The 18,571-nt window shown below is 73.2% G+C and carries 16 protein-coding genes; 9 read left to right on the forward strand and 7 right to left on the reverse strand.

Going from position 1 to position 18,571, the window contains the following annotated elements:
- The first annotated feature begins 7 nt into the window (after window positions 1–7).
- Window positions 8–565, forward strand: coding sequence for a hypothetical protein (locus tag ATJ97_RS18115; RefSeq protein ID WP_098484944.1), 558 nt, complete (start codon window positions 8–10; stop codon window positions 563–565).
- Window positions 566–673: 108 nt separating this feature from the next.
- Here ATJ97_RS18115 and ATJ97_RS18120 read toward each other — a convergent pair whose 3' ends face one another.
- Window positions 674–1,876, reverse strand: coding sequence for a glycosyltransferase family 4 protein (locus ATJ97_RS18120; RefSeq protein WP_211287279.1), 1,203 nt, complete (start codon window positions 1,874–1,876; stop codon window positions 674–676).
- A gap of 310 nt (window positions 1,877–2,186) precedes the next feature.
- Window positions 2,187–4,403, reverse strand: coding sequence for an amylo-alpha-1,6-glucosidase (locus ATJ97_RS18125; RefSeq protein WP_098484946.1), 2,217 nt, complete (start codon window positions 4,401–4,403; stop codon window positions 2,187–2,189).
- A 288-nt stretch (window positions 4,404–4,691) separates the two neighbouring features.
- Here ATJ97_RS18125 and ATJ97_RS18130 point away from each other — a divergent pair, with 288 nt between their 5' ends.
- Window positions 4,692–5,036, forward strand: coding sequence for a PRC-barrel domain-containing protein (locus ATJ97_RS18130; RefSeq protein ID WP_143427074.1), 345 nt, complete (start codon window positions 4,692–4,694; stop codon window positions 5,034–5,036).
- Between the two features lie 30 nt (window positions 5,037–5,066).
- Here ATJ97_RS18130 and ATJ97_RS18135 read toward each other — a convergent pair whose 3' ends face one another.
- The 3 genes from ATJ97_RS18135 to ATJ97_RS18145 all read right to left on the reverse strand — a co-directional run bounded on the left by ATJ97_RS18135 (window position 5,067) and on the right by ATJ97_RS18145 (window position 9,632).
- A complete protein-coding gene (locus tag ATJ97_RS18135) occupies window positions 5,067–7,148 on the reverse strand; it encodes an elongation factor G (RefSeq protein WP_098484948.1) in 2,082 nt (693 codons plus the stop codon).
- Window positions 7,149–7,296: 148 nt separating this feature from the next.
- Window positions 7,297–8,181 carry a fructose bisphosphate aldolase gene (locus ATJ97_RS18140; protein WP_098484949.1) on the reverse strand — a complete coding sequence of 295 codons (885 nt, stop codon included), beginning with the start codon at window positions 8,179–8,181 and terminating at the stop codon, window positions 7,297–7,299.
- 143 nt (window positions 8,182–8,324) lie between these two features.
- A complete protein-coding gene (locus ATJ97_RS18145) occupies window positions 8,325–9,632 on the reverse strand; it encodes an MFS transporter (RefSeq protein ID WP_098484950.1) in 1,308 nt (435 codons plus the stop codon).
- A 232-nt stretch (window positions 9,633–9,864) separates the two neighbouring features.
- Between ATJ97_RS18145 and ATJ97_RS18150 the strand changes: the two genes are divergently transcribed.
- The 6 genes from ATJ97_RS18150 (at window position 9,865) to ATJ97_RS18175 (ending at window position 15,711) form a co-directional block, all read left to right on the forward strand.
- Window positions 9,865–11,217, forward strand: coding sequence for an extracellular solute-binding protein (locus tag ATJ97_RS18150; protein WP_098484951.1), 1,353 nt, complete (start codon window positions 9,865–9,867; stop codon window positions 11,215–11,217).
- A gap of 22 nt (window positions 11,218–11,239) precedes the next feature.
- On the forward strand, window positions 11,240–12,190 hold the full coding sequence (locus ATJ97_RS18155) for a carbohydrate ABC transporter permease (RefSeq protein WP_098484952.1): 951 nt from the start codon (window positions 11,240–11,242) through the stop codon (window positions 12,188–12,190).
- Window positions 12,187–13,107, forward strand: a complete 921-nt coding sequence (locus tag ATJ97_RS18160; protein ID WP_211287280.1) for a carbohydrate ABC transporter permease — start codon at window positions 12,187–12,189, stop codon at window positions 13,105–13,107. Before ATJ97_RS18155 ends, ATJ97_RS18160 begins: the two co-directional genes overlap by 4 nt.
- Before the next feature lie 98 nt (window positions 13,108–13,205).
- A complete protein-coding gene (locus ATJ97_RS18165; RefSeq protein WP_170037570.1) occupies window positions 13,206–14,072 on the forward strand; it encodes an ROK family protein in 867 nt (288 codons plus the stop codon).
- On the forward strand, window positions 14,069–14,893 hold the full coding sequence (locus ATJ97_RS18170; RefSeq protein WP_211287281.1) for a GntR family transcriptional regulator: 825 nt from the start codon (window positions 14,069–14,071) through the stop codon (window positions 14,891–14,893). Before ATJ97_RS18165 ends, ATJ97_RS18170 begins: the two co-directional genes overlap by 4 nt.
- Window positions 14,894–14,913: 20 nt before the next feature.
- Window positions 14,914–15,711, forward strand: coding sequence for a sugar isomerase domain-containing protein (locus ATJ97_RS18175; RefSeq protein ID WP_098484954.1), 798 nt, complete (start codon window positions 14,914–14,916; stop codon window positions 15,709–15,711).
- A gap of 5 nt (window positions 15,712–15,716) precedes the next feature.
- Here the strand turns inward: ATJ97_RS18175 and ATJ97_RS18180 are convergent, their stop codons facing one another.
- Window positions 15,717–16,556, reverse strand: a complete 840-nt coding sequence (locus ATJ97_RS18180; RefSeq protein ID WP_098484955.1) for a hypothetical protein — start codon at window positions 16,554–16,556, stop codon at window positions 15,717–15,719.
- A 156-nt stretch (window positions 16,557–16,712) separates the two neighbouring features.
- Between ATJ97_RS18180 and ATJ97_RS18185 the strand changes: the two genes are divergently transcribed.
- Window positions 16,713–17,600 (forward strand): CDP-alcohol phosphatidyltransferase family protein, encoded by an 888-nt coding sequence (locus tag ATJ97_RS18185; protein ID WP_098484956.1) that lies wholly within the window; start codon window positions 16,713–16,715, stop codon window positions 17,598–17,600.
- Here ATJ97_RS18185 and ATJ97_RS20140 read toward each other — a convergent pair.
- On the reverse strand, window positions 17,536–18,510 hold the full coding sequence (locus ATJ97_RS20140; RefSeq protein WP_211287282.1) for a hypothetical protein: 975 nt from the start codon (window positions 18,508–18,510) through the stop codon (window positions 17,536–17,538). The genes ATJ97_RS18185 and ATJ97_RS20140 overlap by 65 nt on opposite strands.
- Window positions 18,511–18,571: the final 61 nt, after the last annotated feature.

Raw genomic sequence — 18,571 nt, forward strand, 5'->3', positions numbered from 1 at the left:
GAGAGTTGTGGAGAACAGCAACACCGTGGTTCGAAGCATGCACGACCTCGGGCTCGCCGCCTGGTTCGGCGGCTCGCTCATGGGAGCCGTGGGCCTCAACGGTGCCGCGTCCCACGCGACCGACCCCACGGAACGTCTCACCCTCGCCTCGAAGGGCTGGGGCATGTGGGCGCCTGTCAACGCTGCTGCGATCGGCGCCCACGTCGTCGGCAGCCTCGGACTCATCGCCGCGAACAAGAGCAGGCTGGCGGTCCAGCCGGGCGCGCAGGTCAACACGATGGTGAAAGCGGCCCTGACGGTTGTCGCCGCCGGGGTGACCGCCTACAGCGGAGTGCTCGGGGCCAAGGTCGGCAAGCTCGCCAAGGAGGGCGAGGGCGGGGAGGGTGCCACCGAGCCGCAGCCGACCTCGTCGAAGAAGCTGAGCGCGGCGCAGACCCAGCTGAAGGCGCTGCAGTGGGCGATCCCCGTGCTCACCGGGACCCTCGTCGTGCTCGGGGCCCAGCAGGGCGAGCAGCAGAGGTACGAGCCACCGGCCTCGCGGTGGTGGTCGCGCGGGCGGGTCTGACCGGCTGACGCCCGCACCGTCCACGACGGCCGCGCGAGCCGCGCGGGGTGGTCCGGCGAGCCGCCGGGCCACCCCGCGCCGCGCCTCAGGTCTGCTGCTTGGCGAGCCTCAGGCCTGCTGCTCGAGGGTGAGCCGGACCGGCCGAGCGCTGCCCCGGGCGTGCTCGACGGCGCTCTGGCGCGCCGCGGCGGCCATCGTCTTGTCCGTCGCCGTCACCGGACGCATGCCCGCGGCGACCGGAGTGCGGGTGCGGGCGCCGGGAGCGCGGTGGGTCGCCGTGCGGCCCGTGACGTCGCGGTAGACCTCCTCGTAGCGTGCCGCCATCACCTGCGGCGTGAAGCGGTCCACCACCTCCTGCCGGCACCGGAACGGGTCGATGTCGCCGACGGCGTCGAGCGCGGCGGGCAGGTCCTCCAGCCGGTCGCGGATGAGGCCCGTGACGCCGTCGGTCACGATCTCCGGAGCCGCACCCCGCGGCATCGTGACCACCGGGGTCCCGGACGCCAGAGCCTCGACCATCACCATCCCGAACGGCTCTTCCCACTGCAGCGGGAAGAGGAGGCAGCGTGCCGCGGCCAGGGCGTCACGCTTGTCCTGCCCGCCGATCTCGCCCAGCCACTCCACGCCGGCGCCAAGACGCGGCCGGATCTCCTGCTCGAAGTAGGCCTTCTCCGACGGTTCGCTGCACTTGGCCGCCAGCTTGATCCCGCGTCCGGCCTCGCGGGCCGCGTCGATCGCCAGGTGCATGCCCTTGTCGGGCGTGCACCGGCCGAGGAACAGCACCCAGTCCTCCTTCTGCGCGCGGAAGTCGAGGTCCGCCGGGTCGACGGCGTTGTGCACGGTCCCCGCCCAGGCGAGATCCGGGGCGAAGCCGCGCTGCGCCTCCGAGATGGCGACCAGGTGGGCCGTGTCGCCGAGGCGGCGGTAGTAGGTGCCGGGCTCGCCGATGACCGGGCCGTGGACGGTCGCCACGGTCGGCGTCGCGCGGCCGCGTGCCTGCAGCGGTCCGAGCAGCGTGTGGTCGTGCACCACGTCGACGTGCAGGTGGTCGAGGATCTCCGCCGCGGCCGCCGCGTGGACGGCCTCGGGCAGCGGCTCTCCCAGGCGCTCCGCCTGCGGCTCGGAGTAGGTCCGCCGGAAGCGGGCCTTGGTGCCGTTGCGGCCGGCGCCGATCATGGTGACCTCGTGACCGCGGTCGACCAGGGCGTCGATGAGCTTGGCCACCACCACCTCGATGCCGCCGTAGCCGCGCGGGGGCAGCTCGTAGAACGGCGGGACGACCATGGCGATGCGAAGGGGGGACTGGGGCACGAGGGCTCCTTTCGGTAGGGCGGCGCGCGGGAGTGCGGCAGCCGCGTCGGGTACGCAGGTGTGTGGGGACGCGGGTGCGTCGGGACGCAGGTACGTCATGGACGGAGGTGCGCCGAGGACGCAGCTGCGTCGGGACGACGGCGGACGTGCCGTCGGGGGCGGCGTCACCTGGCGGTGACGCCGCGTCGCCGCTCCGTGCCCGGCCCGGGCCGAGGACGGCCCGGGGGCGGACCGACCGGAGGCTCCGGGACGAAGCTCGGCGACGGTGTCGCCCCCGGACGCCCGGCCGCAGAGGGCGTGGAGTCCGGCGTCAGGCCGGTCCGGCCGCCTCGTTGGCGGGTCGGGTCGTCTCGGTGGCGGGGCCGGCGACTGCTGCGGCGGGCGGGTCGTCGTCGACCAGCCCGGCGTAGCAGTGCGGGCAGGTGCCGGTGCTGAGCGTCACGTCGTCGGGAAGGGGACTCACGGTGGCGACGCCGTCGTGCACCTCGACGTCGATCTCCCCGCCGGCGAACGGGAGCCCGCGCAGGCTCAGGGGCTGCAGCTCCGCGGGCAGGGTCGGCGCGAGGCCGACGTGGTGGTGGGGCAGGCACGGCTCAGCCCCGAGGAGCACGCGCAGCAGCTCGACAGGGGCGGCCGACGCCCAGGCCTGCGGGGAGCAGGCTGCCGGGTAGGGCACGGGGCGGCCGTACTCCGAGCGGTCGAACCCGCACATCAGCTCGGGCAGGCGCCCGCCCAGGACGGCGGCGGCGTCGAGGACGGCCCGGGTCACCTGCGTGGCGTGGTCGACGAAGCCGTAACGGCGCAGGCCGGCCGCGATGATGGCGTTGTCGTGCGGCCAGACGGAGCCGTTGTGGTAGCTCATCGGGTTGTACGCGCCCATCGACCTCGCGAGGGTGCGCACCCCCCAGCCGCTGAACAGGTCGGGGGAGAGGAGGTGGTCGGCCACCTGGCGGGCGCGGTGCGGCGGGACGACGCCGGTCCACAGGGCGTGGCCCATGTTCGAGGCGAGGGAGTCGACCGGCCGCTTCTCGCCGTCGAGCGCGAGGGCGTACCACCCGCGCCCCGGCAGCCAGAAGGTCTCGTCGAAGCTCTGCCGGAACCGCTCCGCGCGGGCGCGCCACCGGGCGGCGGCCGGCTCGTCGTCCTCGAGCGCCTCGGCGAGCAGGGCTCGGGCCAGGTAGGCGCCGTAGACGTAGGCCTGCACCTCGACGAGGGCGATCGGCCCCTCGGGGATGCGGCCGTCGGCGTCGGTGACACCGTCGAACGAGTCCTTCCAGCCCTGGTTGACCAGGCCGCGGTCGGTGGTGCGGCGGTACTCCACGAACCCGTCGCCGTCGCCGTCGCCGTACCTCTCGACCCACTCCAGCGCGCGGTCGACGTGCGGCAGCAGGGCCCGGACGCGTGAGGGGTCGGCGCCCCAGCGGACCAGCTCGCCGACCAGCATGACGAAGAGGGGGGTGGCGTCGGCCGTGCCGTAGTAGACGTTGCCGCCGAGGGCGTCCTCCGCGTCGACGCCGAAGCGCAGCTCGTGGGGGATGCGGCCGGGCTGCTCCTCGGTCACCGGGTCGACGGCGCTGCCCTGGTGACGGGCCAGCGCCTCCGCCGTGCCGAGGGCGAGCGAGGGGTTGATGGCCAGCGTCATCAACGCCGTGAGGATCGAGTCGCGGCCGAAGAGGGCCATGAACCACGGCGCGCCCGCGGCCACCGCCACGGAGTCCGGGTGGGCGGGGTCGTCGATGCGCAGGGACTCCAGGTCGCGGCTGCTCGTGCGCAGCGTGTGCGCCAGCACCGGGTCCGGCAGCGAGAGGCTGGGTGTCTCGTCGCGCCACGCGGTGCGCCGGACCTGCGGGGCCGTGCGCTCGACGGGCTGGTCCTCGGGGAACGCCTGCGGCAGGGCCTCGCCGTCGTCCACCGGGGTGAGGCGCACGGAGGTGCGCCAGGTGCCGCGTGGCGGGACCACCACCCGGAAGCTCAGCGTGTCCGCGGAGATCCTGGCGTCGGGGGCGGAGACGACGACCTCCCGGGTGTGGTCCTGCCAGCGCCGGCCCAGCCGCAGCTCGTGGTCGTCGTAGCGGATGGAGTGGTCGCCGCGGCTGGTGACCTGCCCCTGCTTGACCTCGAACAGGTCGCCGAAGTCGGAGCCCACGTGCAGCGTCAGGAGGAACGCCGCCGTCTCGCGGCCGAGGTTGCGCACCACGAGGTCCTCGCGCATGCCGGTGGAGACGAAGCGGTGGCGCTCCACCAGGATGGTCGAGTCGGCCAGGCCGGCGCGCGGCCGGCCGCGTCCGACGTACGTGGCCCGGTAGGTCTCGTCGGCGAGCACGGTCAGCGGCTCGACGGGTTCGCCGTCCACGCGCAGCTCCCACCGGGAGAGCACACGGGTGTCGCGGACGAAGAGCCCGTGCACGCCGCCGGGCGAGATGTCTCCGACGGCGTCGGAGATGCAGAAGGACGACCCCTCGATCAGGGTCACCGCGCCCGCCGCGAGGCCGTCCGGCGAGCCGGCAAAGTTCCACGCCTGCGTCATCAACCACCTCCGGTGCACACGTCCGCCGGGCCTCAGGCCCGCCGCGGGGCCGCGGTGGCGGACAGGCAGGCTGGACGTCCGTGCCGCCGCGGCGTCGGGAAGGGATCTGTCCGAAAGTTTAGCCCACGGGACTCAAGGACTGGCGGAGGCGCCGTCCGGGCCACGGTCGGCCGGGTGTGCCCGGGGGACGTCTCGGGGGTCACACCTGTTGCGCCCGCCGACATCTCGGACGACGGTGGGAGCGGTCGGAGCAGGGCTGAGCAGGGAGAGGGAGCGGTGGAGAGCGACATGCGCCAGACGTCGGGGGCCTGGACGTTCCGCGACGGGCCGCACGACATCGAGGGCCTCGTCAGCTGGACCGTCGAGGCGCGGGACGGGGAGGTCGGCAAGGTCGACGACGCCTCGCTCGACGCGGGCGAGGGCGCGATCGTCGTCGCCACGGGGCCGGTCCTGCTCGGCCACATGGTGCTCCTGCCCGCCGGACTGGTCGAGCGGGTGGACCCCGAGCACCGGCGCGTCCACGTCGGTGCCACCCGGGAGCAGATCGAGAGCTCGCCCCGGCGCCGGACCAGCGTCCGGCTCGACGACGAGGACTTCCGCGCCAGGGTGGCCGCGCACTACGGGCTCTCCTGACGCGCCGCCGGGCGCAGGGCCCGGAAGCCGCTACCTTCCGGCGGGGACCGTGGTGCGCGTGGCGGCCACGAGGTGCTCGGGCACGGGGTCGTAGTGGTCGTGCGACGCCCGCACGGTGCCGCGGCCCCCGGTGATCGCCCGGAGGTCCACCGTGTAGTGCCGCAGCTCCGCCGTCGGCACGTGCGCCTCGATGATCCCCGAGCCGTCGTCCGCGGTCCCGGTGTCGACGACGCGGCCGCGCCGGGCGGAGAGGTCGCCCAGGACGTCGCCCTGCGCCTCGACAGGCACGGTCACGGTCACCGCGGAGACCGGCTCGAGCACCACGCTGCCCGCCTGCTGCAGCGCGGCGGCGACGGCCTGCGCGGCGGCCGTGCGGAACGCCATGTCGGAGGAGTCCACCGAGTGGTACTTCCCGTCGACGCACTCCACGTGCAGGTCGGTGATGCGGTGCCCGTTCGGGCCCCCGGCCAGCAGCGCGTCCTGGACGCCCTTCTCCACCGCCGGCAGGTACTGGCGCGGGATGGCCCCGCCGACGATCGAGTCGACGAACGTCAGCCCCGCACCCCGCGGTGCGGGGCGGACGACGAGCCGGACGACGGCGAACTGGCCGTGCCCGCCCGACTGCTTCTTCACCTTCCCCTCCACCTCGGCCTCGCCCGCGACGGTCTCGCGGTAGGGCAGCCGGACCTCCTCCGTGGAGACGCGGACGCCGAACTTCCGCTCGAGCCGTTCGAGCGCGACGGCGAGGTGGGTGTCGCCGACGGCGGTGACGAGCGTCTGCCCGGACTCGTCGTCCTGCACGACGGTCAGCGCCGGGTCCTCGGCGCACAGACGCCGCAGCGCGTCGGTGAGCTTGTCGTCGTCGGACTGGGTGAGCGGCCTGACCGCCTGGGTGTAGCCGCCGGGCGGGACGGGCAGCTGGGGCAGCCTGACCGGCCGGCCGGGCCGCGCCAGGAGGGTCCGGGTGGGGGAGTCGGTGAGCTTGGCGACGGCGGCCAGGTCGCCCGCGACGACCCGCCTCACCTCGAGGTGGGTCTTGCCGCGCAGGCCGAACAGGCCGTGCAGCCGCTCCTCGGCGCCGGTGGAGGTGTTGACGAGGCGGTCGTCCTCCCGCACGGTCCCGGAGAGCACCTTGAGAAGGGAGACCTGCCCGACGAACTGGTCCGCGAGGGTGCGGAAGACGTGGACGAGCGGCTCCCCGTCCGGGTCGGCCGGGACCGCGACCGGTTCGCCGTCGACGAGGACCGTGGCGGGGCGGGTGTCGGGGGAGGGACCGATCTCGCAGATGAAGTCGCCGAGCCGGTCGACGGCGGCGCCCGTGGCGCCCGAGCCGACCAGGACCGGGAAGATGGCGCTCTCCGCCACGGCGCGCCGCAGCGTCCGCTCCAGCTCGGCGGGCGGCGGCTCCTCCCCGGCGAGGTAGTGCTCGAGCTGGTCGTCGTCGCCGCTGACGACCTCCTCGACCAGCTCGGTGTGCCGGCTGCGCTCGAGGTCGGCCAGCTCCGGCGGCACGGGCCCGGTGGTCTCCCGCCCGTCGTCGTCGTAGAGGTGGGCGACGTCGAAGAGCACGTCGGCGACCCCGGTGAACTTGGTCCTCTCGCCGATCGGCAGCTCGAGCGGGAAGAGTCTGTCGCCGAGCCGTCCGCGCAGGTCGGCCAGCACGCTCTCGAAGTCGGCGCTCGGCTTGTCCTCCTTCGTGACGAAGATGAACCGCGGGATGCCGAGCTCGCGGCACCTCGCCCAGACCCGCTCGTCCCCCGGCTGGACGCCCTCGACCGCGCTGACGACGACGACCGCCAGGTCCGCCACCGACAGGGCCGCGTCGACCACCAGGCCGAACTCGTCGTGGCCCGGGGTGTCGAGCAGATTGAGCTTGCAGGTCTGCCCCGAGGCCGTGGTCCAGGGCACCGTGGCGACGGCGAGCGTGAGCGTCTGCCGTCGGCGGACCTCCTCGGGGTCCGTGTCCAGCACGGAGGTGCCCTCGTCGACCCGGCCGAGGCGCTGGGTGGCGCCGGACCGGTGGAGCAGCGCCTCGGCGAGGGAGGTCTTGCCGCCCGCGGCATGGCCGACCAGGGCGACGTTGCGGATGGCTGAGGTGACGACGTCGTCCATGACCACTCTCCAGCGAGCTCGCACCCGGATCAGGGCTGTGCGCCCGATCGTAGTCGCGTGGCGCTGCGGCGCGGGAGGCTACGGTCCCTTGCCCGCGCTCGCCCGGACCGGTAGGGAACGAGGCGGCCGGCGCTCCGGGACGGCGGGCTCAGGTGGCCGACGCCGCGGCGATGCTCGCGATGGACTGGTCGAGCACCCGGTCGAAATCCTCCGGGGACTGCGAGACGGAGAGGCCTTCCGTCAGCGCCCGCGAGAAGCTGGCGATCGCGCCGTGGTTGCGCGCCAGGCGCGCGTTGGCCTCCTCGCGGCTGTAGCCGCCGGAGAGGAACAGCACCCGAAGCACGTTCGGGTGCGCGACCAGCGGGGCGTAGAGGTTGTCCGTCTCCGGCGGCGTCAGCTTGAGCATCACGAGGTGCTCGGGCGGGAGACGGTCGAGCCGCTCGGTCAGCGCCTCGAGGAGCTGGTCCTCCGCCTCGGCCTTGCGCGGGCTGCCGATGTCGATCTCCGGCTCCACGATGGGCACCAGACCGGTGGTGAGGATGTGCTCGGCGACGTCGAGCTGCTGGGTGACGACGTCCGCCAGACCGGGGCCGGGCAGGGTGATGGTCGAGCGCATCTTGGTGGCGAAGACTCCCTGGGCCAGCGCACGCTCGAGCAGGCCGTCGAGGTACGGGATGCGCTTCATCAGGCGGGCGCCGTCGGCCTCCTTCTGCAGGCCCTTGTCGACCTTGAGGAACGGGACGACGTGCTTGACGTTCCAGAGGTAGTCCGCAGACGGGCGGCCGAGGATCTCCCGGTCCATGGTGTTCTCGAACAGGATCGTGCCGATGATCCGGTCCCCGCCGAAGACGGGGGAGGTGATGATCCTCGTGCGCATCTCGTGGACGAGGTCGAACATCTCGTTCTCGTCGGCGTAGGCGTCCTCCGCGATGCCGTACCGCCGGAGCGTCTTCGGCGTGCTGCCGCCGCTCTGGTCGAGCGCCGCGACGAAGCCGACGCCGTCGCGGACCTTGGTCAGCTGCTGCTCGTTCATGGCGCGCTCCCGTGGTACGTCCCTGTGCCCCGTGGTCCCATCGTCCTCCGGCGGCGGGCCGGGCGGGGGCGGGTTGAGCACCTGACGGCAGGAGGCCGGCGAACCTCAGGTGGCCGCCCGGGCCGGCGGACCGCCGAGGCTTCTCACGTGGCGGCGTCGGCCGACGGGCGGTCGGCGCCGGTCCCCGGCGGCTGCGCCGGCGGCTCGGGACCCGTAGGGCTGACCCGGACGTCGGCGGGGGCGTGCTGGCGGCGCGAGAGCGCCAGGAAGGGCAGCGCCAGCACGGTGATGCCGCCGCTCAGCACGAACGAGCCGCCGTAGCCCCACGCGTCGGCGGACCGGCCGAGCAGGGGCTGCGACCACACCCCGCCCGCGGAGCCGACGAGGGAGTCGAAGGACAGGATCGTCGCGCGCTGCTGCGAGGGGATGAGGCCGTTGAGGTAGGACTGGCGGATCGGCAGCTCGGCGGCGTACAGCAGGGCCCAGACGACGATGAGGGCGACGGCGGCGAGGAAGCTGCTGATCCCGCCGATCGCCACCAGGGCGACCGCGCTGCCCACCGTCGTCGCGATCAGGGCCGAGGTGCGACGGCGGAAGAGCCGGCGGATCCACGGGGCGGCGAGCCCGCCGAGGATCTGGGCGCCGGCGACGATGGCGGCCACGAGGCCGGCGATCTGGTACGCCTTCGGGTTGCCGTACAGCTGCAGCAGGTAGGGCTGGAGGGCGTAGAAGACGTAGAACCCTACGCCGCCGGTGAAGAACGCCTCGACCATGAGCCACTTCACCGCGGGCCTGCGCCACCCGTGGTCGACGGACTCGCGCAGCACGCGCGTCATCTCCCGCCACGGGTGCCGGACCTTGCGGGGGGTGAAGCCGAGGTCGCGCATGAGCCACAGGGCGATGCCGAACATGGCCAGGAGGATCGCCCCGCGGACCAGGAACGGGACGCCGAGGTTGGTCCGGGACGCGATGTACCCACCGGCCAGGGACCCCACCAGCATGGCGGCGCCGGAGACCACCTGGCCCCGCCCGAAGACGGGCTCCATCTCGCCGGTGTAGCCGGCCGCCCCGAGCGCGTCGACCAGCCACGCCTCGACGGCGCCGGAGAAGAAGGTGAAGCCCAGCCCGATGAGCACCGAGGCGATCGCCCACTGCCAGAACGGGCCGTGCCGGTACCACAGCAGGACGTAGACGAGCGTGGTCAGGCTCAGCGTCACGGTGCCGAGCAGGTACGAGGCGCGGCGGCCGATCGTGTCGGCCACCACCCCGGTCGGCACCTCGAAGAGCACCATGCCGAGGGTGAAGAACGCGTTGGCGGAGAACGCCTCGAGGTTGGTCAGCCCGGCGTCGAGCAGGAAGATCGTGTTGATGCCCCAGATCAGCGACGCCGCCAGGGTGTTGCCGAGCTGCAGCACCAGGTAGATCCGGATGATCGCCGCCGGGGAGCGCATCGGTCAGACCGCTCTCGCAGGGCTCGGCGGCAGCGGCCTGCAGGGCGGGGTGGTTCCGGAGACGGCCACGGCGGCTCCTCGTCGAGATCCCTCGATGCTACGCGGGTGCCCGGCCGCAGGAACAGGTGCGAAAACGCCGCGCGAACCCCGGACTTTGTCACAACATTAAGACCAATGCCGCGGTGCAGGAGGCAACGACGCCGATGCCGCGACGCCGTCGAAGGAGACGCTGATGGACGTCAACCGGAACCGGTCCAGGAGAGGCACGTTCGCCGCGGTCGCGGCCGCTCTCGCGCTCACGCTCGCGGCGTGCTCCTCGGGCGGGGGGCAGTCGTCCCCCACCGGGAGCGCGAGCGCCGGAGGGGGCGGCGAGCCGCAGAAGATCACCTTCCTCACCCACTGGGGCCCGGAGCAGGTGTCGCAGCTCGAGGACGCGGCGAAGAAGTTCTCCCAGGAGGAGCCGGGCATCACCGTGACGGTGCAGGCCGTCCCGTTCGCCAACCTGCTCAGCACGCTGCGGACCCAGGGCGGCTCGCCCAACGGTCCCACCATGGCGAGCATCTACGACGCCTGGCTGCCCGAGCTGGTCCGTGACGGCGTCGCCGCCCCGGCACCGAAGGACGTCGCCGACGACGTCCAGGGCGCCTGGGCGCAGAACGTGGTCTCGGCCTCCAGCGCCGAGGACCAGGTGTACGGCTTCCCGAACGAGATCGACCTCTACGCCCTCAACTACAACACCCGCCTGCTGAAGGAGGCCGGTCTCGACGGCCCGCCCACCACTTTCGAGGAGCTGCGGTCGTACGCGCAGAAGCTGACCGACGAGGCGGCGGGCCGGCACGGGTTCGGCGTGATCACCAACTGGGCCTCGGGTGCCGTCCACCCGTTCCTCTCGCTCGCCGCCTCCAACGGCGGCCACCTGCTGGACGACCAGGGGAAGGCGGCGCTGACGGACGACCGCGTGGTCGCCGTCGCGGAGCTGTACAAGCAGATGCTGGACGACGGCTCGATCGACCCCGAGGCGAGTGCGGCCAACGCCAACACCACGGGCCCCTACCTCGACAACTTCGCCGGCGGCAGGACGGCGATGATCATCATGGCGAACTGGTGGCAGGGCTCCCTGAAGGAGACCATGGGCGACGCCTACGCCGACGTCGCGACGGCGCCCATCCCGGTCGGCCCCGACGGTGACAGATCGTCGTCGATCTCGTACTCCTGGCTCACCATGGTCAACGGCAACGCCGACGAGAAGGCCCAGGAAGCCTCGTGGAAGTTCCTCAGCTGGCTCAACGGCCCGGACTCCGGCGAGAACGGCTCCTCCGCGATGGGCGACATCCTCGTCGGCATGGGCATCCTGCCGTCCCGCACCTCCGACATCGACGCGCACAAGGACGCGCTCTCCGACCCGTTCCTCAAGACCTACGTCGACGGCCTGCCGGACGCCACCCCGTTCCCCACCGTCGTCGGCGGGGACGCGGCGAGCCAGGCGGTGCAGAAGCACGTCGAGAGCCTGATCTTCGGGCGCGAGGACCCGCAGCAGGCCATGGAGGCGGCCGCCTCAGAGGTCGACGCCGCCCTCGGCAAGTAGCGGCACGGCCGGGACCACCGCCGTGACGACGACGCTCGACGCACCCGGGCGAGGCACCCGCCCCGCCCGGGGCGGCGGCGCGCCGACGTCGAAGCAGGCGGGGACGAAGAAGTACCGGCTGGCCGCGGTCGGGTTCCTCAGCCCCGCCCTGCTCCTCATCTGTGCCTTCGTCGTCGTCCCGATGGTGCTGACGTTCTGGATCAGTCTGCACCGCTGGTCGATGTTCACCCCGCTGACGGACATGGAGTTCGTGGGGACGGAGAACTACCGGTCCGTGCTGTCGAGCGCCTCCCACCTGGCGGCGCTGACCAACACGGTCGTCTACGTGGGCCTGAGCGCGGCGGTCACCATCCCGCTGGCCTTCCTGCTCGCCCTGCTGCTCTACTTCCCCGGCCTGCACGGGCGCGGCCTGGTCCGGGTGCTGCTGTTCTCCACCTACGTCGTGCCGACCGTTGCGATCGTCATCATCTGGTCGAACCTGTACGCGCCGGGCCACGGGCCGATCGACAACGTGCTCGCCCTCGCCGGCATCTCCTCGCCCGGCTGGCTCAGCAACCCCGACACCGCCCTGCTCTCCCTCGTCGTCTTCAACGTCTGGCAGATGCTCGGGTACTACGTGGTCCTGCTGGTGGCCGGGCTGACCCAGATCCCCGAGGAGATCTACGAGGCGGCGCGCCTCGACGGCGCCGGTCCCGTGCGGCAGACCGTGAGCATCACCGTGCCGCTCCTGCGCAACACCCTCGTCTTCGTGCTGCTGATGACCGTCATCAACTCCATCCAGGTCTTCGACCCGGTCTACCTGCTCACGCAGGGCGGCCCCGTCGACTCCACGAACGTGCTGTCCTTCGACATCCAGCGCACGGCGTTCCAGTTCGGCCTCGCGGGCGAGGCCAGCGCCATGGCGTTCAGCCTCCTGGTCCTGCTGGCCGCCGTCGCAGGCATCCTCGTGGGCGCAGGACGGAGGCGGTCGTGAGCCTCCCGCCGCCCGTGAGCGTGCCGCCGCCGGTGGACGACGTCGCACCAGTCGTCGGGACGGACCGAAACGCCCCCGACAGACGTCGTCCTCGCCGGTCGCGGTGGCGCCGCCTCGCGCTCTACGCCGTCCTGGTGGCCGTCGCCGTCATCCAGTTCGCACCGCTGTACTGGCTGATCATCTCGACGCTGAAGACGCCGCAGGAGTTCGCCAGCATCCCGCCCACCTGGTTCCCGGAGGCTCCCACGCTGGAGGCCTACGCCCGGGTGTTCCAGGACGTCCCGTTCGGCAGGTCGATCCTCAACAGCATCTTCATCGCCGGGGTGAGCAGCCTCGCGGTGCTCGTGACCTCGACGATGGCGGGGTACGTCTTCGCCAAGTACCGCTTCCCCGGCCGGGACGCGATCTTCTGGGGCGTCGTCGCCACGATGTTCCTGCCGCCCATCGTGACGCTCGTCCCGCTCTACCACGTCGTCTCCAGCCTCGGGCTGTCGGACTCCTACCTCGGGGTGATGCTGCCCTGGCTGGTCAACGCGTTCGGCATCTTCCTCATGCGGCAGTTCATCGCGGACGTCCCGGACGAGCTCATCGACGCGGCCCGCATCGACGGCGCCAGCGAGCTGCGCATCCTCGTGCAGGTGGTGGCGCCGCTGCTCCGTCCGGCGACCATCACCCTCCTGGTCTTCACGATCGTCTACTACTGGAACAACTTCCTCTGGCCGCTCTCGATCCTGCAGTCCGAGGCGAAGTACCCCGTGGTGCTGACGCTCTCGCGTCTGCTGTCCTACACGATGGGGGTGGGCTACCAGAACGTCGTGATGGCGGGGGCGCTCGTCGCGAGCCTGCCGACCCTGCTGATCTTCCTCCTCGCCCAGCGGGTGTTCGTGCAGGGCATCGCGCGCACGGGGGTGAAGTGATGCGCCGCCCCGGAGGGACGGCGCCCGGTCCCCAGGCGTCTGTCCCGGGCGGGTCCGTTCGCGGCGGCTCTGTCCGCGACGGCTCTGTCCGCGACGGCGTGACCCTGGGGGTCGACGTCGGCGGCACCCACCTGCGGGTGCTCGCCGCGCGCGGTGACGGCGCCCGCGGCGGTGTGCATGACATTCCCGTGCCCCGCAGCACCGACGCGCTGGTCGACGCGATCACCGAGCTCGGGCTCGAGGCCGCCGGCGGGGCGCCGGTGCGCTCCGTCGCGGTGGGACTGCCCGGCTGGACCACGGCCAGCGTCCCGCGGTGGGTGCCCAACCTGCCCTTCCTCGACGGCGCCCCGCTCGCGGCCGCGGTGGGGGAGCGGCTCGGCACCACCTGCACCCTGCTCAACGACGCGCAGGCGACCCTCCTGGCGGAACGCAGCGAGGGGGTGCTGCGGGGCCGGACGGCGGCGGTGCTCGTGGCCCTGGGGACCGGGATCGGCGGCGCCGTGCTGCTGGACGGGCGGATCGTCCGGGGCCACCGCGGCTGCGCGGGGTCGTTCGGGTGGCTGCCCGTCGGCGAGACGGCCGCCGACCACCAGCACGGCGGCTGGGAGCAGAACGCCTCCGGTGCCGCGCTCGAGGCAGCCGGGCGACCCTGGGGCGGTGCGGAGGGCCTCGTGGCCGCGGCCCGTCGGGGGGACGACGCCGCCACCGCGGTGATCCAGAGGTTCGGCACCCTGCTGGGCCGGGGGACGGCGGCGCTCGCGAGCCTGTTCGACCCTGAGGTGATCGTCGTCGCCGGGGGGCTCAGCGACGCTCTCGACCTGCTGCGGGGGCCGACGCTGCGTGCCCATGCCGCGTACGCCTCGCCCGCGGGACGGGACGTGCCGGTGGTGCGCGCGGCGCTCGGCCCGGGTGCCGGCGTCGTCGGGGCGCTGCGCGCCGCCACCGAGCCGGAGGTGCTCCGGTGACGGCCCGCGTGCAGGGCACCACCCCGGGACCGGCCACCCCGGGGCCGGCCATCTCCGTGCACGGGCCCGCCACCTCCGTGCCGGGCGCGACAGCCCTCGACCCGGCCTCGGCGGTGCCGCTGTACGCGCAGCTGGAGGAGGTCCTGCTCCGGCGGGTCGAGGCGGGGGAGTGGCCCGCCGGCGCCCAGATCCCGACGGAGTCCCAGCTCTGCGAGGCCTACGGCGTCAGCCGCGTGACCGTGCGCCAGGCGCTCGGCCGGCTGGCGAGGCGAGGGCTGCTCAGCCGGGGGCGCGGCCGTGGCACCTTCGTCCGCGACGCGCGGCTCACGGCAGGGGCGCGCTCGGTCTCGTCGTTCTCCGCAGAGCTGAGCGAGAGGGGGATGCGTCCGGGCTCCCGCGTGCTCGACGTCGGAGAGGTCCCGGCCACCGCGGAGGTGGCGACCGCCCTCGGCCGCGAGCCGGGCACGACCCTGATCCGGCTTCGCCGGGTGCGGCTGGGGGACGGGCTGCCGATCGGCGTCCAGAGCAGCCTCCTGGTCGCCGAGCGCTTCCCGGGGCTGGCGGCCCACCTCGGCGACGACGTGTCGCTGTACGAGGTGCTCCGCACCCGGTACGGGACCGCACCGGTCGAGGCCACCGAGGTGTTCCGGGTGACCGGGATGCCGCGAGAGATCGCCCCGCTGCTCGAGGTCGGCCGCGGCACCCACGGATTTCACGCCACGCGCGTGACCTACGACGGCCGCGAGGCCTTCGAGCACACCACCAGCTACCTGCGGGGGGACCGGTACGAGATCCGGCTGTCCCTGCGCAACACGAGGTAGCGCAACCGAGAGGAACCACCATGTCGAACAGGTCCGCCTACACCGCGCGGCTGATCGAGCTGCTCGAGAACCTGGCCGCCACGCAGGACGAGGCGCTGGACACGGTCGCGCACCGGTGTGCGGACACGCTGGAGCACCGGGGCCTGATCCACCTGTTCGGCAGCGGCCACTCGGTCATCCCGACCCTCGAGGCGTTCCCGCGCTACGGCAGCTTCGTGGGCCTGTACCCGCTCAACGACCCGCGGCTGATGTGGCACAACGTGCTCGGCCCCGGCGGCGTCCGTGAGCTGCTCTGGCTGGAGCGCACCGAGGGCTACATCGACAAGTTCCTCGCGCACGAGCCGTTGGACGCGGGCGACGTGCTGGTCGTGTACTCGCACAGCGGGCTGAACGCCGCCGGCATCGACGCGGCCCTGTACGCCCGGGAGCGTGGCCTGTTCGTGGTGGCGGTGACGTCGGGCGCGAGCCTCGCCCGGCCCACCCCGCACTCGAGCGGGAACCGGCTCGCGGACGTCGCCGACGTCATGATCGACACCGGGGTGCCGGTGGAGGACGCCGTCGTCCCCGTGCCGGGCTGGGACCGCCCGGTCGGCGGCTCCTCGACGGTGGTGGCGGCCGTCGTCAGCCACGAGATCATCGTCCGGACTGCGACCGTGCTCGCCGAGCGTGGCATCACGGTCCCGACCTTCGTCTCACCCACGGTGCCCGGCGCGACGCTGTCGTCGAACGACGAGGTCTTCGCCGACCACGAGCGCTACGTCCACGCGGCCCGCGGCCGGTCCCTCGTCCGGTCGCCCTCGGCGTCGCGCCCGGAGTGACGCCGTCACTCGAACACCGCGCACAGCCGCTCGCGGGCGCCGGCCGGGTCCTGCACGCGGTCCCAGCGGCCGGACACGACGGTCGTTGCCGCGTCACCGTCGGGGTTCTCGACGCGCAGCTCGCCGTGGTCGACCCAGATCAGCTCACCCGGGAGGGAGTACTGGTAGGACTCGGTGCCGACGATCCGCCGGGTGCGGACGGTCGCGGCGTCCGGAGCGAGGTCGTCGACGACGTAGACGTCGGTGCCGCCGCGGGTGCTGAGGTCGGAGCCCGGGACGGTGTAGTGCTCGTCGTACGTCTCGTGGGTGATCTGCTGCGTCAGGCGCCCGTCGGGCCCGTACGTCCGGTGGGTGACGACCGAGTGGCCGACGCGGTGCCGCTCCAGCTGCACGGCGCCGCACCCGGGACCCGGTGACGGCTCGAACCGGACCGCGTCACCGAGGCCGAGACAGACGGCCGTGCCCGCGCCGTCCTCGGTCAGGCACCTCCACTCGTGGTCCTCGGGCAACGGCGGGACCAGCCCGGCACGGTCGACCGTGCCGTCGTCCGTCACCTGCCGGAAGCCGTCCCGCGTGACGACGAGGAGACCCGGGTGGTTGGAGGCGACGAAGTCGCCGGACTCGGCGATGAACCGGGCGAGCTCGAGCTGCGACGTGGACAGCGTGGGTCGCTGAGCCGTCGCCGTCGGGGGCGCCGTCGAGGTCGGCCCGTCCGGCGGCGGGGACGGGTCGACGTCGCGACCCGGCGGACCGGTGCACGCCGCGAGCAGCACGGCGAGGCCGGCGGCGCCCACGGCGACCGCGCCCGGCCTGCGGGCGACGAGGCCCCCGGCGCGGGTGTCCATGACGCCTCCTCCTCGAGACGACACCAGACTACGAGGCCCGCAGGTGGCGCCCCCGGCCGGTGACGGAATCCCGCAGGCGGGGGCCGACGTATCTTCTTGCGACCCCGGCACGTGGGGTCGATCGTGTGAGAACCGTTCGACGTCAGGAGTGCGCCGATGGACCGGACGCCGAGGCCGTGGCCCTGGCCGGCGCTCGCGGCCGGGCTCGCCGGGAGCCTTGCCGTCCCGCTTGCCCTGGTGTGCACCGGGTGGGCGGAGCGCGAACCGACAGCGGGCGGGGGAGCTGCCCAGGTGGCCGGGGGAGAGGCCGCCGTGTTCGGGGTCGTGGTCTACGCCGTCGGGGCGGCGGCCGTCGCAGTGCGCTGGCCCCGGCGTGTGCTCGGCGCGGCCAACGCCGTGACGCTGCTGAGGCTCGTGATCGTGTCCTGGCTCGCCGGACTTCTCGCGGTCCCCGACCCCGGGGTCTGGCGGGTGCCGGTGGTCGTGGCCGCGCTGTGCTGCCTGGCGCTCGACGGCGTCGACGGCCGCGTGGCGCGCCGGCGCGGGCTCGTCAGTGCGTTCGGCGCGCGGTTCGACATCGAGGTCGACGCCGCACTCGCACTGATCCTCAGCGTCGCCGTCGTGGGGCTCGGCGTGGCGGGGTGGTGGGTCGTCTCCCTCGGGCTCGTGCGGTACGTCTACGTCGCGGCCTCCTTGCGGTGGGCGTGGCTGCGTGGGGCACTGTTCCCGAGCCGGGCCCGCAAGGTGATCGGCGTCTGCGAGGTGGCGGTGCTCGTCGTGGCGCTGCTCTCCCCGCTGCTGACGCCGAACCTCACGGGGCCCGCGGCGGCCTGGCCGACGGTGACCCTCCTCGTCACGCTCGGCGCGGTGTGCTGGTCGTTCGCACGTGACGTCCGCTGGAAGCACGCCATTGCGAAGCGCTCCCGGGCGGCCTGGTGGCTGCCCGGGAGCGCGCCGCCGGACGCTCAGCGGTTCGAGGTCACGCCTTCCCCACGGAGGACCGGGCGGCTGCCGCCGTCAGAGCTCCCCGTTCCTGACCCGTGATGACACCCGCGACCCTCAGCTCCGTGGTCACCGCGGTCACGTGCTCGACGAACTCGCCGTGGTCGTCCCACTGCTGCTCGTCGAGGATGAGGTCGTCGATCGTGCAGCCCAGGTCGTCGGCCGGCACGTTGGCCACGCCGCTGTCGACGTCCCCGAGGACGACCGTCGACGAGGGGTCCGTGACGCACGGCCCGGTCGCCGTGCCGGTGACGACGAGATCGCGGATGCGGCCGACGTTGTCGAACGAGCCGAATCCCACGCGGCCCGACGAGAACGTGGTGTCGACGGCCGTCATCAGCGGCGTGTCCGCCCCGTCGACGTAGACGGCGATCTCGCCCGTGTCCGCGCAGTGGGTGACCTTGACGTCGTGCCAGTCCTCGTCGGTCACCGCGGGCGGCGCCCCGGTGGTGCCGTCCCACTGGTGCTCGATGCGGAACCGGTCGGCGTTGTCCACCCGGAAGATCCCGTTGTGGGCGTAGATGGTGTTGTCCTGGGAGAGGTGGGCGTAGTAGAACTCCGTGTCCGACTGGTAGCCGAACACGATGATGACGTCGCGGTTGGAGATCGTGGCAGGGGTGTCGAGGCGCACCTCGGCCTCGATCTGGACGTTCCCGAGCTCGCGGCCCTCGGTCAGGATCGCGTACTCGAACGGGCGCCGGTAGCCTCCCGGGTTCACGCCGGCCTCGGCGAGGATGACCTCGTCGCCGGGGAACTCCCACTTCTCCGGTGTCAGCGGGGCCCAGTTCTCCGCGGCCATGACGTCGGTGATCCTCGTGTCACCGATGTCGCAGCGCGCGAAGCCGTCCGACGGCGCGGTGGCCTCGCCGGCCTGGGCCGCGGCGGGGATCGCGCCCAGGGCCAGCGCGAGGCCCGCGGCCCCTGCGCACGCTCGTGCTGTCGCTGCTCTCATGTCCTCACGTCCTTGTGTGTCGGGTCGGGCGTTCAGCTGTGGCCGTACCGGTTGACCCGGA

This window comes from Georgenia soli, assembly GCF_002563695.1.
Classification (GTDB): domain Bacteria; phylum Actinomycetota; class Actinomycetes; order Actinomycetales; family Actinomycetaceae; genus Georgenia; species Georgenia soli.